The 15,427-nt window shown below is 32.4% G+C and carries 15 protein-coding genes; 7 read left to right on the forward strand and 8 right to left on the reverse strand.

What is annotated here, in order from left to right:
* Positions 1-47 precede the first annotated feature (47 nt).
* Both Q4Q47_RS08455 and Q4Q47_RS08460 read left to right on the forward strand, forming a co-directional pair.
* Positions 48-2,387, forward strand: coding sequence for a TonB-dependent receptor (locus Q4Q47_RS08455; protein WP_303306221.1), 2,340 nt, complete (start codon positions 48-50; stop codon positions 2,385-2,387).
* Between the two features lie 188 nt (positions 2,388-2,575).
* A complete protein-coding gene (locus tag Q4Q47_RS08460; protein WP_303306222.1) occupies positions 2,576-3,829 on the forward strand; it encodes a PepSY-associated TM helix domain-containing protein in 1,254 nt (417 codons plus the stop codon).
* Positions 3,830-4,036: 207 nt separating this feature from the next.
* Here Q4Q47_RS08460 and Q4Q47_RS23815 read toward each other — a convergent pair whose 3' ends face one another.
* Positions 4,037-4,231 (reverse strand): sigma factor, encoded by a 195-nt coding sequence (locus Q4Q47_RS23815; RefSeq protein WP_408612124.1) that lies wholly within the window; start codon positions 4,229-4,231, stop codon positions 4,037-4,039.
* Between the two features lie 53 nt (positions 4,232-4,284).
* Here Q4Q47_RS23815 and Q4Q47_RS08465 point away from each other — a divergent pair, with 53 nt between their 5' ends.
* The 3 genes from Q4Q47_RS08465 to Q4Q47_RS08475 all read left to right on the forward strand — a co-directional run bounded on the left by Q4Q47_RS08465 (position 4,285) and on the right by Q4Q47_RS08475 (position 7,189).
* Complete coding sequence (locus Q4Q47_RS08465; protein WP_303306223.1) at positions 4,285-4,536, forward strand: helix-turn-helix domain-containing protein; 252 nt, start codon at positions 4,285-4,287, stop codon at positions 4,534-4,536.
* Positions 4,537-4,838: 302 nt separating this feature from the next.
* Positions 4,839-5,540 (forward strand): hypothetical protein, encoded by a 702-nt coding sequence (locus tag Q4Q47_RS08470; RefSeq protein WP_303306224.1) that lies wholly within the window; start codon positions 4,839-4,841, stop codon positions 5,538-5,540.
* Between the two features lie 392 nt (positions 5,541-5,932).
* A complete protein-coding gene (locus tag Q4Q47_RS08475) occupies positions 5,933-7,189 on the forward strand; it encodes a DUF6161 domain-containing protein (protein ID WP_303306225.1) in 1,257 nt (418 codons plus the stop codon).
* A 207-nt stretch (positions 7,190-7,396) separates the two neighbouring features.
* On the opposite strand, the gene Q4Q47_RS08480 is transcribed toward Q4Q47_RS08475, so the two are convergent.
* The 4 genes from Q4Q47_RS08480 to Q4Q47_RS08495 all read right to left on the reverse strand — a co-directional run bounded on the left by Q4Q47_RS08480 (position 7,397) and on the right by Q4Q47_RS08495 (position 11,002).
* Positions 7,397-8,065, reverse strand: coding sequence for a hypothetical protein (locus tag Q4Q47_RS08480; RefSeq protein ID WP_303306226.1), 669 nt, complete (start codon positions 8,063-8,065; stop codon positions 7,397-7,399).
* On the reverse strand, positions 8,062-8,997 hold the full coding sequence (locus tag Q4Q47_RS08485) for a hypothetical protein (RefSeq protein WP_303306227.1): 936 nt from the start codon (positions 8,995-8,997) through the stop codon (positions 8,062-8,064). Before Q4Q47_RS08485 ends, Q4Q47_RS08480 begins: the two co-directional genes overlap by 4 nt.
* A 755-nt stretch (positions 8,998-9,752) precedes the next feature.
* Positions 9,753-10,349: a hypothetical protein gene (locus tag Q4Q47_RS08490; RefSeq protein WP_303306228.1), complete on the reverse strand. Its 597-nt coding sequence runs from the start codon at positions 10,347-10,349 to the stop codon at positions 9,753-9,755.
* Positions 10,350-10,351: 2 nt separating this feature from the next.
* The gene (locus Q4Q47_RS08495; RefSeq protein WP_303306229.1) at positions 10,352-11,002 is read right to left on the reverse strand and encodes a hypothetical protein; all 651 of its coding nucleotides are present in this window, start codon (positions 11,000-11,002) and stop codon (positions 10,352-10,354) included.
* Between the two features lie 485 nt (positions 11,003-11,487).
* On the opposite strand from Q4Q47_RS08495, the gene Q4Q47_RS08500 reads away from it, so the two are divergent.
* Both Q4Q47_RS08500 and Q4Q47_RS08505 read left to right on the forward strand, forming a co-directional pair.
* Complete coding sequence (locus tag Q4Q47_RS08500; protein WP_303306230.1) at positions 11,488-12,219, forward strand: acetolactate decarboxylase; 732 nt, start codon at positions 11,488-11,490, stop codon at positions 12,217-12,219.
* A 149-nt stretch (positions 12,220-12,368) separates the two neighbouring features.
* The gene (locus Q4Q47_RS08505) at positions 12,369-12,608 is read left to right on the forward strand and encodes a cytoplasmic protein (protein ID WP_303306231.1); all 240 of its coding nucleotides are present in this window, start codon (positions 12,369-12,371) and stop codon (positions 12,606-12,608) included.
* A gap of 373 nt (positions 12,609-12,981) precedes the next feature.
* On the opposite strand, the gene Q4Q47_RS08510 is transcribed toward Q4Q47_RS08505, so the two are convergent.
* The 3 genes from Q4Q47_RS08510 to Q4Q47_RS08520 all read right to left on the reverse strand — a co-directional run bounded on the left by Q4Q47_RS08510 (position 12,982) and on the right by Q4Q47_RS08520 (position 15,239).
* Positions 12,982-13,479, reverse strand: a complete 498-nt coding sequence (locus Q4Q47_RS08510) for a hypothetical protein (protein ID WP_303306232.1) — start codon at positions 13,477-13,479, stop codon at positions 12,982-12,984.
* 368 nt (positions 13,480-13,847) lie between these two features.
* Complete coding sequence (locus tag Q4Q47_RS08515) at positions 13,848-14,483, reverse strand: hypothetical protein (RefSeq protein WP_303306233.1); 636 nt, start codon at positions 14,481-14,483, stop codon at positions 13,848-13,850.
* 198 nt (positions 14,484-14,681) lie between these two features.
* Entirely contained in the window at positions 14,682-15,239 is a 558-nt protein-coding gene (locus Q4Q47_RS08520; RefSeq protein WP_303306234.1) for an REP-associated tyrosine transposase, read from the reverse strand.
* Between the last annotated feature and the right edge of the window lie 188 nt (positions 15,240-15,427).

Raw genomic sequence — 15,427 nt, forward strand, 5'->3', positions numbered from 1 at the left:
CATGCGTTGGTGATATCTAATACTTAAAACACTAATCATTAGTACAAATGAAAAACATACTAGTGCTTGTAACTTTTTTTGCAAGCTTATGCGTGTATGCGCAAAACAAATACAACGGAAAAGTTGTAGATGTTAATAATCAACCATTGGCACAAGCCACCATTCAGTCCCAAATTAATTTACAAAATGCGGTTGTTTCAGATAGCCATGGCGAATTTTCAATTTCTTTAGAAGAAGATACTGGTGTTGTTATCAAGTTTATAGGGTACCAAACAGTTACTAAAACCCTTTCAAAAGGAGAGAATATTATTGTGCTTGCTTATAACGATGAAGCTTTGGAAGAAGTGGTTATTTCGGCAAGTAGGGAAACTCAAAAAAGGAAAGAAGTTCCAGCTTCCATTTCGGTCATAGCCTCTAAGAATATTACAGAGACTAAAGCTTTTGGGATAGACCAATTGGTAAACAATGTTCCGGGCGTTTTAATGTCTACCTCCAGAGCTGCCAGTAACGAGCAGCATTTTATGTCTGTACGTTCTCCAATATCTACCAAATCACTGTTTTTATATGTTGAAGATGGATTACCAGTTCGTCCAACAGCGGTTTTTAATCATAATGCCCTTTTAGAAATGAATGACGTTGCCTTTCATCGTTTAGAGGTTTTAAAAGGACCGGCATCCAGTATTTATGGAAGCGAAGCTATTGGAGGTAGTTTTAACTTTATTACTAAAAACCCTACCAGAGATTTTTCCGGACATGCCGGATTTCAAATTAATGACATGGGATTAACGCGTTATGAATTAGAGCTCTCTAAGTATGCCAACGAAAAGGTTGGCTTTTATATTGGTGTGCAATCTACACAACGTAATGATGGTCCTGTAGAGCATAGTGATTATGAAAAATTCGCATTAACATTTAAAAATGTGAATCATTTGTCATCCACATTAAACTGGACAAACGTGTTCGATATTATTGATTACCGGTCAGATATGGCAGGATCTATAAGTGAGTCAGATTATTCTGGAGGGAATTATGAAAGTGATCAAACCTTTACCAAACGAGCCGCTTTTTCTTTTAGGTTTAGAAGTACCTTAGATAAAATCTGGAATGCCCAAAATAAAACGGCATTCAACTTTGTTTTTAGAAAAAATGAAATGGGACAAACGCCGTCTTACCGCATTAGGCAGTTTAGAAACAGTGGCCAATTAACGGGTTTTGGAAGTGGTGAAATTAATGAAAATTCATTTTCAAGCGTTGTCGGTTTAGTGCAGCATAAAATAGATTTCGATTTCGCAAAATCTACATTAATTGTCGGATCTTCGTTAGACTATTCTCCACAAGATTATGTCGCCGAAACAATTGCTGTAATGGTTGATACTGCCACAGGTCAAAATACAGGATACACATTAAATTCCGGTGATTATATTCTTAATTATGATGCGAGTATTTTAAACTATGCGGGCTATTTTCAGTATGAGATCAACCCCATTGAAGCATTAAAAGTAACAGCATCTTTACGATATGACGGTTTTGAGTACGATTATAATAATTTAGTTGATGGCGTGGCTGGCCCTAAGGATTCTAAAAACACTTACAGGAATGTATCGCCAAAATTAGGAGCAAATTATAACCTGACTGAAAAGCTTGGATTGTATGCTAATTACTCTAACGGATTTACGCCGCCACAAACATCCACTTTATATCGTAATAGTTTTGTTGGGGTTGGTGGCGATGTGTTCGATCTAAAACCGAGCAGTTATGATAATTTTGAAATAGGCACTTATTTGAGACTCTCAAATACTTTAAAAGCAGATGTTGCGGTCTATCTTTTAGAAGGGAAGAATACACTTGTTACATTACGTGATGAAAATGATGAATTCTTTAATGCCAATGTAGGGAAAACACGTTCTTATGGTCTAGAGTATGGCATAAAATATAGCCCGGTTGAAACATTAACTATTAGCCATAACGGAAGCTTTGCTAAGCACAGGTATGTCGATTTTTTCGATAGAGGGGTTGATTATTCTAACACCGATAGGGAAACGGCTCCTAAACTTTTAGGAACTTCTAAAATTGCTTATAGACCTCAGGCCATTAAAGGGCTTTTATTAAGTGTGACGCACGAATTAGTTGGTAAATATAATACCAGTTTTGAAGATCAAATAGATCATGGTGATGGCACTTTCGATACTGCTATTTACGACGGGCACAATGTGTTTAATGCTTTGGTGTCTTATAATGCGAAACATTTTGAAGTTTGGGCACATGCGTTAAACATCTTTGATGAGCTATATGCTGCTAGAGCGAGTTATAACAGGTTTAGAAGAGAAAACGGTTATGTGATAGGCAACCCTAGAGCTTTTCATCTTGGAGTAAAGTATAAATTTTAATCATAAAGTGGCTGTCTAAAGACTGTCATTCAGAACGAAGTGAACCTGCCTGCCTGCCTGCCGGCAGGGAATCTCTTTGAAATTTAATGTCATTCTGAGAACCTGTTTAATTTTAGATTCAATTTATAAGATTCCTGCCTTCGCAGGAATGACAGTCTTTAGACAACCACTTTTAATCCTTTTAAACCATGTTAAAAAAAGATCATAAATTAAATCAATGGCTTTGGAAATGGCACTTTATTGCCGGGCTTATTTCTTTACCATTCGTTATTATTTTGGCCATTACCGGAGGTATCTATTTATTTAAAGATGCTTACGAAGCGCCAAAACAAGCACATATAAAAGTTGTTGAGGTCGAAGGCAAGGCTATGTCCTATCAAGAGCAATGGCAACTAGCAAAACCATTATTACATAAAGCACCTAATACCATGGTGATTCCTACGGAAGCAAATCAGGCAACGGCTTTTACCTCGGGGATGTTTAGTCATAAAAACAGTGTATATGTAAACCCATATAAGGCTGAGGTTACCGGGCGTATCAGTCCTAAAGATTCAGATATGTATACCGTTAGAAAGTTGCATGGCGAATTGCTATTGGGTCAATTTGGTACCAAAATCGTAGAGCTTATTGCCAGCTGGCTTTTTGTATTAATTATTACGGGTATTTATGTGTTTTGGCCTGCTAAAAAAGAAGGCATCAAAGGGTTTTTTAAGGTTCGTTTTAAACAAGGAAAGCAGATACTTTTTAGAGATTTGCATACCGTTTTTGGCTTTTGGATTTCTATTTTATTACTCATGACCTTAGCGGGTGGGATGCCTTGGACCGATGTTTTTGGGGATAACTTTAAATGGGTACAAAGGGTTACAAATACGGGTTTTCCTAAAACCTGGAATGCCAGAGGTTTAAAATCGACTATTGAAGGAAAGGCTATTTCTTTGGATGAGATGGTAAGACTTGCCAAGTCCATGAATTTAAAAGGTGAAGTGAGCATAGGCCTCCCAAAAGATGAAAAGGGCGTGTATAGCATTTACAATACGACCTTTGATTTGGGAACACAGAAACGTTTTCACTTTGATCAATATTCGGGAAAACAATTAGTAAATCATAACTGGGAAGATGTTGGTATTTTAATGCGAGGCCGTATGTGGTTTATGGCATTTCATCAAGGACAGTTTGGTACCTGGAATTGGGTGCTTATGATTGGTGTAGCCGTGTTATTAGCCTTTATGTCTATTGCCGCCTTAATATCGTATATAAAGCGTAAACCACATAAAAAATGGGGCACACCAAAAGTTCCTTTGCAGTTTAGAGCAGGTTATGGCATTATGGCTTTAATTGTTTTACTAGGTATTGTTTTTCCGTTGTTTGGTATCAGTGTATTGGTTATTTTGTTTGTAGAATATTTTAGAAGAAGGATTAAGAAAGAAAAAGTAGAGGTTTAGATATAAAATGAAGGAGGCTGTTTAAAAGGCTTGAAGGTGTCATTTTGAGCGTAGTCGAAAAATCTCAAAAAACGAATGTCTAACCGTTTAATTTTAAAGAGATTCCCTGCCGGCAGGCAGGCAGGCAGGTTCACTTCGTTCTGAATGACACTTAATATAAAAGAGCCTTAAAACACTTGAGTCAAGTGTAGCTTTTAGCTCTGGCTATCAACGCATATTACTTTTTAAAAAAAGAAGACATTTATTTTTTACAGTTTTGTAAAAAAAACCTGTTGCATGGTTTTTGTTTTTAAAAGCGATTTGATCTTCCCATACTTCAACAAACACTTCCTGAACCAGATCTTTTGAGATTTCCAAGTCGTTGAGGTATTTATATGCAAAGACACTTAGTTGTGGATACAAACTCTCAAGAAGTTTTTTGAATAAATATCAACTTCACTTAAAAATATGAAGTAATGAATGTTGATAATGCATTAAATAAATTTTTAATTGTTTTTGGCAAAAGAATAAAGAAGCTTAGAGAAAGTAAGAATTACACTCTCGAAGAGATGGATGCGCTATGCGATATAGATCCAAGTGATTTTAGTAAGATAGAAAAAGGAAAAACAAATATTACTTTTCGTACTTTGATTAAAATTTCTAGTGGTCTAAATGTTAACCCTAAAGAATTATTAGATTTTGAATTAGAAAAAGATGGTTTTAAATAGATTCCTTGCTATGCGAAGTTTTAAGCTTCGCAGACAACATACAAAACGAAAAGCTGCATTTAATTTCTCTTAATGACACCTGTATACTCGTAGCATAAACCTCGAAAAACTTAGTAAAAAGCAAAATATTGGGTAAAAAAGTTGTTACTCAATAATGAAAGATATTTCTTAAATTTGATTCATATATAAAAAATAAACGCAACTCTATTGCGTATACCCAGCTTATTTGGGGGAATAAACGCAATATTGCGTTTATTCAATAGTTGTATGCCATTTGAGAAAAATCCCTGTTCTAACGAAATATGATATTTACCTCCGACAAAGATTACAAATCTACCAAGAAAATAAAACAAGGAATTTCAAAAATAAAAGAGGAATTCGAACCTCTTGCTAAATGGATTGACCAAAAATATGAAGTCAAAACTCTGAATATTATCTTTGATTATATAAAAAACAACAAATCTCATCCTCGACTTCAAATTTGTCTTGAACATGCAAGAGATAAAGGGAAATTTATGAATAATAAGACTTACAATTTCCACAAAAGAAAACAAAAAGAGATAGCCGAAAAATTCAGAGAAGTAAAATCGAATTACGAAGTCGAAAATAAACCGAATTGGATTAAAAAAATACTTGGATTTACATACAAGACAAACAACTTGTATGTTTACTTTACCGACTTTGAATCCATAGCAAAAATTGAGGCTAATGAAAGTATACCTGAAGCGGAAATAAAAAAACTAAAGTCTGACCTAAATAATCAAGAGATATGGGAAATAGCAAAAGCCTTTTCTGGAGTAACATTCTTTTTATACACAGATGAACAATTGAAAAGATATCAAGATTCAGAAATACATAAAAAATGGTCTGAACAATATTTTGACTTACTTAAAGATTGCGATGAATTTAAGTACTTCAAGAAAGATTATTTTTCCGTTTACCTTGACAGTAAAGAGAATTTTGACACAAATTATGATAGTAATTGGTATTACTATTATAAATAAAAACCAGCTTCGTAAGATTTAAGACTTTGTCTTTCTTCTAGTAGGATACATCACCCCCGCCCCGCTAAACTGCGTTTAGTGGCGGCAAACCAACTAAAAATGGCCAATCAGCAATATTATTAACTTAAAATTTACCCCATAAAACCAACCAAATCTATCTCCAAAACCGTATTGTCTTCTCTTCTGTAAAAACTTTTTGTTATTTCCTAACTCTGTACGCCACTAAACACAGTTTAGCGGGAGCTGGGTTAGAAGTACATCCAAAGGAATTATTGGATTTTGAATTATAGTTTATTACCTAATCTTGAAAGATATTTCTTAAATTTGATTTGCATAATGGATATATGTGTACCGGTACGTATAGCCATTTGTTGCCTGCAAGCTGAAAAATTATGACACAAACTGAATTTAGAAAAAAAATATCCCAAACGACAAATACAAAGTGGTTCAATTCAGTTGAAATCGATTTGAGTTATCCCCATCTGAATTTAAATTTTGAATTTAAAGGTTTTGGACAAATACACCGATTTGTAAGTCAACAAATCAAAGGATGGGAAAAGTTATCCGAAAATTTGCCAAATGAATTACTCGCTTCGAAAACGTATTTTGAGTTTGTGGAAGGTCGATTGATAAGTTTTTTAGAATCTTATGGTAATGAAGAAGAAGCGAATTTGCAAAGCTTTTTCGGACGTCTTAAAAATCAAATACAAGGTCGCACAGGAACAAATTTCACTTACGATTGTCCAGAGACGGAGTTTTTAATTGACGTTTATAAAAGTCATACCAAATCCTTCATTGGAGCTTATACGTATGTAACTGGAAATTTAAATCAAAATATAGCTATTAGAGATAATTTTAATGGATATTTATTAGCATATGAGTTTACACTAAAAGATTCAACGCTAATTACGGAGAGAAGGAATAAAGAAAAATCAGCGCTTTCTAAATTGCGAAGCGATTTTCAAAATAGCCTGCCGAAATTAGATAGTGAACTAGTAGAGCATCTAAAAAATAGTACAAAAAAGTATGAAGAATTTGGAATTGCATTGGACGAATTTAAAGAAGAGAAAGAAAAAACATATTCCGATTGGTTTATTAATACTAAAGGAGAATATGAAGAATTTAGTAACAATTCGGATGAACGGATAAAAGATCTAGAAGAAACGTATCAAGAAAAGCTAAAACTTGAAGAACCCGCTTTATACTGGTCAGATAGAGCTAAAAAATTAAAAAAACAAGGTTGGCTAGCCTTAGTGGTTTTGGTTGGGCTTGTTTTAATTGTTGTTTTCTCTTTGGGCAAATTACTTTGGACAACTCCAGAGCAAATCTATGAATCGTTTTTTAATGGAGACAAAAGTGCAGCGATAAGATGGTCAATAATATATATCACTTTTATTTCATTCATGGCTTTCGTAATAAGAGCTGTCACCAAGGTTATGTTCAGTTCCTTTCATTTGGCTCGTGATTGTGAAGAAAGATATACTTTAACTTATTTCTACTTATCTCTTTTAAAAGATTCAAAAGTGGAAAAAGAGGACAAACAACTCATTATGCAAGCGTTATTCAGTCGAGCCGAAACAGGACTTTTAAAAGATGATTCCTCACCCACTATGCCAAATGATATCGTAGGGAAATTTATGAGCAAATAAAAAGCCCCCTCGCTCCCGCTAAACTGCGTTTAGTGGCGGCAAACCAACTAAAAATGGCCAATCAGCAATATTATTGACTTAAAATTTACCCCTTAAAACCAACCTAATCTATCTACAAAACCGTATTCTCTTCTCTTCTGTAAAAACTTTTGTTATTTCCTAACTCTGTACGCCACTAAGCACAGTTTAGCAGGAGTTGGGAGAGTTTTAGTGATTTATTTCATCCTCTATTATGCTTAAAGCCCAAAGGGCAATTTGATTACATGCCTTTTGGACATCTCTTCCTTTTAACGACTTGAATTCAATATTTTTGGTTGCCAATAATTGTCCTCCAACGTTATTCTGATTTTGATACTTCAAACTTATTTTTGCTGTGAGACTAGAATCACTCTTGTGAATAATACCAGTCAAAAAGACTGTTGGAAGTTCTTGATTATTAAACTTTGCAGTGTCTTTTATATAATCGGCAATTACTTTTCTTGAAAAATTTCTGAATTTTCTTTTATTGGATTTTTGAAAAAAAATGGCTTCTTTGGTTTCATACGAAATATCTGCTTTAATACCATCATGACATTTTGGTGAAAAGCACTCAAATTTAATTACATGAATTTTAAGATTTTCTTGAACTTTTTTTCTTAAACATCTAATGGCTTTTGAAGGCATACCAAGTTCTTTGAATTCTTGAATCAATTCAGAAGTAGGAAAAAAACCTATTTTATGACGATCAATTTCGCGACACCAATATTCATGATCATCTTTAATTATTGGAATTAGGGCATCAATGTCATCGCTGCCAAAAGTACCTTGGTTCTGGCCAAATGATTGTATTATTTGAACGAAAAATAAGATAATTAGTAATCGTCTAAGGCTATTCATTTTTCTAATTTTTTAATACGTTTGATTATTTCTGATTGACTTGGGTCAATTTTTATTGCGTTTCGATATGGTTCAAGTGCAGACCTTTGCAGACTTTCACTGCTGTAGTACATATCTCCCACTTTAATATGCTTATTCAGTTCTAAAATTTCCTCTTGGGTCAATCGAATAAAAGCAAACCAAATTATAAAGCCTACTATTGGAAGACAAAAGAATATAATTTTGCTATAAGTTCTTAATTTCTTGTTATATAGACCTTTTTTATGATTAATTCTTGCCCAGCTTATAAAACCAAATAGTAACATAAATAGTATAATACTCAATATGAGTAATAAAGAAACATATGGATTTAAGTTTAGAAATATCTCGGTTGATCTAGAAAATATAGTAAGTAAAACAAAAACTAAACCAAGAATAGTAGTAATAATAACAAATAGGTCATTTGATTTCTTTGATTTAAACTCTTCTTTGATAGTTTTTGAAATAATTTTGATGTCGCTTCCTTGAATATTAAATTGTGTTCCATTTCCTGAATTTTCATTTTTTTGTACAAATTGTTTTTCTATTCTTGTTATTACTTTTGAGACTGTTTCATTCGAAATTTCGAAGTCAGATGCTGAATGTTTTTTTTGATGCCCTTCTTTTAGTTGTGTAAGGTAGTCAGTTGTATATTTTTGAGGCTTTTTATCTACTATATTGTGATGTCGCTCACATAGTAATATAAGATTATTAAAACTTCTTCGGTATTCATCATCCGAATTAGGGTTATATCTTGGCCCATTTTCGCTAGCAGCTTCGATATGAGCAACTTCTCCTAATACATCACCTTCATCATCAATTAATGTATTTTTGCAATTCTCGAACGCACAAAGATTTCCAGATTTTGCAAATAAACTTTTAATAACTTTTCTGGTTGGGATTTTTCTGCTCATAAGAATTCTTATTATACTTTGACTAAACGTCATATGGCGTTTATTTCGCTTATAATTGCCTAAATATAAGAAGTTTATCCAAATATTTAGCAGATTTGCCTTACGAAACAAAAAACGACATCTAATTTTACTTAAATGTATCTTTTTAAGGAGCGTTATTTTTATTGGTTGGGAGTTGTAAGCTTTGAAGGTGTAGGTTTACCCCCGCTCCCGCTAAACTGCGTTTAGTGGCGGCAAACCAACTAAAAAAGGCCAATGAGTAATATTATTAACTTAAAATTTACCCCTTAGCATAGATCTCGAAAAACTTAGTAAAAATAAAAATATTGGGTAAAAAGAATATTACTTTACAACGAAAGATATTTCTTAAATTTGATTTATGTAATGGATATATGCGTACCGGTACGCATAGTCATTCGTTGGGAGAACGCACTTAAAACGACAAATTAACAAAAAAACAAACAGAAAAATATGTATTTAGCTATCGGACCAATCCAATTAATTTTAGTTTTAATAGTTCCAATTGGAATATTCCTTTTAGGATTTTTTGTTGGAAAAAAATCAGGATATATAAAAAGAGTAAAAGAAACTGAAAACCAAAATAAGCAGATAAATTAAATCGAACTTTTAGCAAGTTTGCGGAATTGAATTCTGAAATGAAAAACAAAAATCCCCGCTGCCTCACGGATCCTTTGTGTGGTATAGCTCATATTTTAGCAGACTACATGAATGCATAGTTCTTGTAGCACGCTTTTTTATGCAACTTTTAAAACTCTATCTAAAACATTTAAATTTCCAATGTATTCGGTTCGATGTTCCCAATTAGTAGCTAGATCAGCCCAAATTTTTTGTCTGTCAATTGCCAATTGAATAAGAGGCTTGTTCTTTTTGTCAATTTTTCCTTCGTCTACTAATTGTCCAAATCCAGTTGCTATAACAGAAATATCAACAGTAAAAATATAATGTTGGTCGTTAAAATCATCATCTTCAATTTGCGACTTAATCAGAGTTCTATCAAGTATTTTTTCGTTGTATTCTGCTAAATTTTTCTCAAAAACACCTTCAATAGTCCATTTTAGACATTCATAAGTTTCTGTTTTCGGATTATTTTTTTTCCAATCTCTAAATTCTGACAGTGCCATATCTCCATCGTCTGAACCAAATGGTGCTAAGTCGTCAATACTCGACCAAAAAAACTCCTCAGGGATTAATTCGATAGCTTTTTGATGCGCATAATTCTTATCAATTCCATAAGGTTCTTCTTCTGGTTGCTCAGCTATTTTTTCTGCTTTCTGTTGAGGAATTTGGTATACTTCTTTCTTTTTTCCGAAAAGGTTTTTAAAGAACTCCATAGTTATTTTCTCAATTCCATTTTTGTTAAATTTATTTTTTTTGTCTTTCTTGGGTACTCTCCGTGTTCAAAAGTCAGTTCAATATCATATTTATAGTCATCTTTTTCAATTCTTATTAACGAAATTAAATCTACATTATAGAAAAATCCAATTCGAAATAGTTCATAATCTTCTCCAATGTTTTCTGGTTCTACAACAATGTAAATTGAATCGGTACAATTACACATTTCAAGAGGCAATGATTCCCCATCACAAATGCTAAATACCGAGTATCCTAACAAATCTAATTTTTCACGAATATTTCCAAAAGTTTCGGCAAATAATTTATTGTCAAGTTTAGTAAGTTCAACTTCTCTTTTGAATACATACTCGTTTCCATATTTTGCTAAATCTAATGTATCTTCTAAAAATCTTTTATCAAGTATTTTTATTAGCTTGGAATTTATTAATTGAACTATTTGATTGTTTTTGTTTTCAGAACTTAATGATTTAAGGTTTGAATTTTGTTCAATTAATCCATTGTACTGTTTTTCCAGCTTGGTTATTTGAGCTCTTAGTTTATCGTTTTCCGTTTTTAGTTCAATATTTTTTTCATTGTCTGAACAAGAAAGGTTCATAAATAAAAGCGGGGCTATAAAAAGTAGTTTGTTCATTTTGCAATTAAGGGTAATAATTGTGTAAATGTACTTTATGGTGTTTATTTCACATATAATTGCCTAAATATAGGAAGTTTATTTGAATACTTAACAGGGTTGTTTTTCAAAACAAAAAGCAACATCTAATTTTACTTAAATGTATCTTTTTTGTGGGTCGTTATTTTTATTGGTTGGGAGTTATAAGCTTTGAAGAGACCTGTGATTGCTGTATTACTTTTTGTTAAATCATCAATTTACCCCCCCGCTCCCGCTAAACTGCGTTTAGTGGCGGCAAACCAACTAAAAACAGCCAATCAGCAATATTATTAACTTAAAATTTACTCCACCAAGTCGCCAAATATAAAATTTGGTGTTTCAATATTGAAGGTAAAGACAAAACATTATATTTGGCTTAGTTATAAACGTTGAGTTAGAGCTTACCCTCAGCCCTACGTTTCTTATACCCGCCGTTGGCAGTAATTTGAAAAAACGGAAAAAATTAAATGATAATAAGAAAAATTACATTATCTCTACTAGCAATTGGAATGATGAGTTGCAATTCGACAAAAAAGGAGAATAACACAAAAGACGCAGAGACTCTTTCCGACATTAAAATTGTTGGAGCAATGAAAAACGTAATGTGGAAAGGAGAATTAGGTAGCAGTATTAACCTTGACACAATTTCGGATAAAAAAGGACTTTATGCACTTGGTCCTAAGACCTATTTGACAGGTGAATTGCTGATTAATAACGGAAAAAGCTATGTATCAAAAGTGACTTCTGATTCTACAATGACTGTGGAAAAACGATTTGATGTTTCTGCACCTTTCCTCGTTTATGCTAATGTGACTGAATGGAATGAAGTTGATTTATCTTCAAATATTAAGACAATCCAAAATCTTGAAAAATTGATTGACGAAAAAACTACTGAATTCAAACGACCATTTGTGTTCAAATTGATTGGAAAAGTTTCAAAAGCAATCATTCACATTCAGAATCTACCAGAAGGAACAAAAGTTTCATCACCTGACCAAGCTCACCAAGGACAAACGAACTATGAACTAAAAGATGAAGAAGCCGAAATTGTTGGTTTTTTCTCGACAGAACATAAAGGAGTTTTTACACATCACGACTCATTTTTACATATGCACTTGATAACTAAAGACGAGAATAAAATGGGACATTTAGATGAGTTAGAAATTGAAAACATGAAATTGTTTCTGCCGAAAAAATAAAAAACTACTGCCAACAAAAAATATAGTGCATTTGGCAGATAGTGATAAAAAGGAAGATGATAACAATAAATAAACATAGTAGTAAATTGAAAATTTGTGCTTCAAAATGCCAAACACACCATATTCAAACCGTTGTGATTAATTAGAAAATGGAGATAAAACGAGCATCTAAATATTCAATTTATAATATGTCGGAATTGGAGAAAACCAATAAGGCTGGATGCTATCATTGTAAGTCTACCTTTGACACATCTGAAATCTTAGAAACAACTGATGATGGTAAAACAGCTATGTGTCCTAAGTGTGGTATTGACAGTGTTCTTCCTGATTCTTCTCCTTTTAAACTTGATAAAAAAACGTTAACTAAATTAAATAATTATTGGTTTTAAAATGGATAATTTGACAGCCTCGCTCCCGCTAAACTGCGTTTAGTGGCGGCAAACCAACTAAAAATAGCCAATCAGCAATATTATTGACTTAAAGTTTACCCCATAAAACCAACCGAATCTATCTCCAAAACCGTATTGTCTTCTCTTCTGTAAAGACTTTTTGTTATTTCCTAACTCTGTACGCCACTAAGCATAGTTTAGCGAGAGTTGGGGTGTCTTACAAAACAAAAAGCGACATCTAATTTTACTTAAATGTATCTTTTTTATGGGTCGTTATTTTTATTGGTAGGGAGTTGTAAGCTTTGAAGAGGCCTGTGATTGCTGTATTACTTTTTGTTAAATTATTAATTTAATCCCAAAATTTGTTCAATTCTTAATAGTCTGTTGGATGATAAATGGCTCTTAAAAGAGAATATTCAAAACGAGTGAAAATTTGAACTATAAAGTTTAAAATAAGAATAAAAATTAGAGTTGGAACGGTTTTGTGACATAATTCTAAAAAGTAATAAAATCCTTTTTCTATTGAATTAGTTGTTTTTCGCGAATAGAATCCGTCAACTACTGCGGTCTGCCAATATTCATATTTCTCTTCTTGAACATACTCATTATTTTTTTCGAGAGCACTTCTAATTTTTTCGTAATCAGTTGAGTTTTTGTTGACTACAAAATCTTTGATTATTGGGTCTAAATAATCAGAAGCTTCAAACTCATATGACCCTCCTTGTTCTCCGTCTACAGTAACCGTAACAGGGCCCTCGTCATTAGTTTCCCTTGCCGAAAGTCCAACATACTCTTTTTCTATTCGGTAAACATGGTCAGCAAAAAACATATTGCCCATGAGTAAAACCCAAAACATTCCAAATAAAAACATGGAAATGAGATGTTCATTTCGAAAATCCTGGTCCCATAGAGTTAACCTGACAATTCCTGCGAGAACTATTAAAACGAATACTAAAACGAAAAATTTAGCAAAGAAATTACTGAAATCAAACCCGTTTGCTATTACTGAAAATATAAATAATACAAACAGCGTAATTCCAAATGAAATTAAAATCAGATTAATCCATTGTTTCAGTATTCTCATAGGTTCGTTCAAAATCATGTTCAACAATTATATATACGTACTTTATGACGTTTACCTCTCTTATGGTTGCTATAGGTTATAAGAAGTTTATCTAAGTGTTTAACAGCGTTTTTTTATCATTTTTTATGGAATTGCTCACAGCTATGTATACGGTTTTAATTTTTTCTCCGATATAATAAGTTCCAATCTGCGATTTTTAAATAGTCAGAAAGTGAAATATAATATTCAGTATTAGAAGTGATTCCATATTTTTTATTTTCTTCTACTAAATTAGTATAATCTTTTATTTCAATTGTCTGTATATTGAATCCATCCTTATCCTTTAATTCGATAAAGAATGCTTCGAAATTCGGACTAAGTTCCGTTCTTTTTGGGGTAACAATGTTTAATACGTAAAGCATTGTACCATCGTATTTTGTTTTTAAATTAGCAATGAGTTCAGAACTTGGACTTACATCTTTGCCACGATCAATCATTTCTTTTGCATTATTTTCAATATTAATTTGACTAAATAAATAACCGCCAGGAACAATAATTGAACTAATAAGTGATATAATAGTTAGAACTAAAATCACACGATAATTTTTTTTAGGTATTTCAGATTTTAAATTCAATCCGAAATTATGAATGTACATAAAATGTAAAAATATTATACACGGAATAAACAAAAGGCTTGCAGCAATTTTATTTTCTACATACTCAGTTTCAATAATTGCGATTATAATTACGATAAATGCACCGATTCCTGCTAAAGTTAAAATGATTCCAACAATTTTTGAGTAAATTTTCATAGGTTGATCAAATTTGTGGTAACAATAGTATAAACATACTTTATGATGTTTATTCCACTTAAAGTTGCCTAAATATAGGAAGTTTATCTAATATTAAACAGGATTATCTTACAAAAGAAAAAACAACCCCGATAAACTGCGTTTAGTGGCGAAAAACCAGCTAAAAATAGCCAATCAGCAATATTATTGACTTAAAATTTATCCCATAAAACCAACCAAATCTATCTCCAAAACCGTATTGTCTTCTTGAAAATTCCTTGCGCTTGAATATTTCCAATCTATTGGATTCGTTACAAATCCACTTACTACCGGATTATTATGTATATAATCTATTTTTTGCTTTATAACTTTTTCACTCCATAATTCTATTGGTTTGTTATGATGTTGCCAAAATTGATATTTACTTCTTGTTGCATTCTTTTTCCCTGCTCGTTCAAATAGCCATAATAATAGTTCTTTGCGACTTTCTTGTGGGTTATTCTCTATAGTTTTTATTAATTCCCTTGCTGTATGTTTTTTAAAATCTCGTATCAATCCTGAGGGGTCTTCATCTGCCGACCTAAATATTAAATGCATATGACTCGGCATAAAACAATAAGCATACAACTCCATGCCTTTCTCCTTTCTACAATAATCTACACTTTTCGATAAAATATTAAAATAAATTTGTCTGGTAAATACATCTATCCAATTTATTGTAGTAAAACTTACAAAGTACAAACCCGAATTATTATGAAACTTATAATTTCTACTCATAGTTCTAAAATACTAAAAGCTCTTATATTTCTATAAAAGCTTTGTAAAATAGTTTATTATTTTTCGCTCACTGTTGACGCCACTAAACACAGTTTAGCGGGAGCGGGGAGTTGTAAGCTTAGATGAGGTAGGTTTGTTCTATCGTTTTTTATAGTATCATTACGGTTTGGCTAAACTGTATTTTAATG

It is taken from the genome of Flavivirga spongiicola (assembly GCF_030540825.1).
GTDB classification, from domain to species: Bacteria; Bacteroidota; Bacteroidia; order Flavobacteriales; family Flavobacteriaceae; genus Flavivirga; species Flavivirga spongiicola.

Excerpts from the sequence above, each read along its gene's own strand:
- Q4Q47_RS08475 (WP_303306225.1), top strand. The coding sequence starts at position 5,933 with ATGACACAAACTGAATTTAGAAAAAAAATATCCCAAACGACAAATACA.
- Q4Q47_RS08490 (WP_303306228.1), bottom strand. The coding sequence starts at position 10,349 with ATGGAGTTCTTTAAAAACCTTTTCGGAAAAAAGAAAGAAGTATACCAA.
- Q4Q47_RS08460 (WP_303306222.1), top strand. The coding sequence starts at position 2,576 with ATGTTAAAAAAAGATCATAAATTAAATCAATGGCTTTGGAAATGGCAC.
- Q4Q47_RS08480 (WP_303306226.1), bottom strand. The coding sequence starts at position 8,065 with ATGAATAGCCTTAGACGATTACTAATTATCTTATTTTTCGTTCAAATA.
- Q4Q47_RS08505 (WP_303306231.1), top strand. The coding sequence starts at position 12,369 with ATGGAGATAAAACGAGCATCTAAATATTCAATTTATAATATGTCGGAA.
- Q4Q47_RS08500 (WP_303306230.1), top strand. The coding sequence starts at position 11,488 with ATGATAATAAGAAAAATTACATTATCTCTACTAGCAATTGGAATGATG.
- Q4Q47_RS08520 (WP_303306234.1), bottom strand. The coding sequence starts at position 15,239 with ATGAGTAGAAATTATAAGTTTCATAATAATTCGGGTTTGTACTTTGTA.
- Q4Q47_RS08485 (WP_303306227.1), bottom strand. The coding sequence starts at position 8,997 with ATGAGCAGAAAAATCCCAACCAGAAAAGTTATTAAAAGTTTATTTGCA.
- Q4Q47_RS08455 (WP_303306221.1), top strand. The coding sequence starts at position 48 with ATGAAAAACATACTAGTGCTTGTAACTTTTTTTGCAAGCTTATGCGTG.
- Q4Q47_RS08465 (WP_303306223.1), top strand. The coding sequence starts at position 4,285 with ATGAATGTTGATAATGCATTAAATAAATTTTTAATTGTTTTTGGCAAA.
- Q4Q47_RS08510 (WP_303306232.1), bottom strand. The coding sequence starts at position 13,479 with ATGTTTTTATTTGGAATGTTTTGGGTTTTACTCATGGGCAATATGTTT.
- Q4Q47_RS08470 (WP_303306224.1), top strand. The coding sequence starts at position 4,839 with ATGATATTTACCTCCGACAAAGATTACAAATCTACCAAGAAAATAAAA.
- Q4Q47_RS08515 (WP_303306233.1), bottom strand. The coding sequence starts at position 14,483 with ATGAAAATTTACTCAAAAATTGTTGGAATCATTTTAACTTTAGCAGGA.
- Q4Q47_RS08495 (WP_303306229.1), bottom strand. The coding sequence starts at position 11,002 with ATGAACAAACTACTTTTTATAGCCCCGCTTTTATTTATGAACCTTTCT.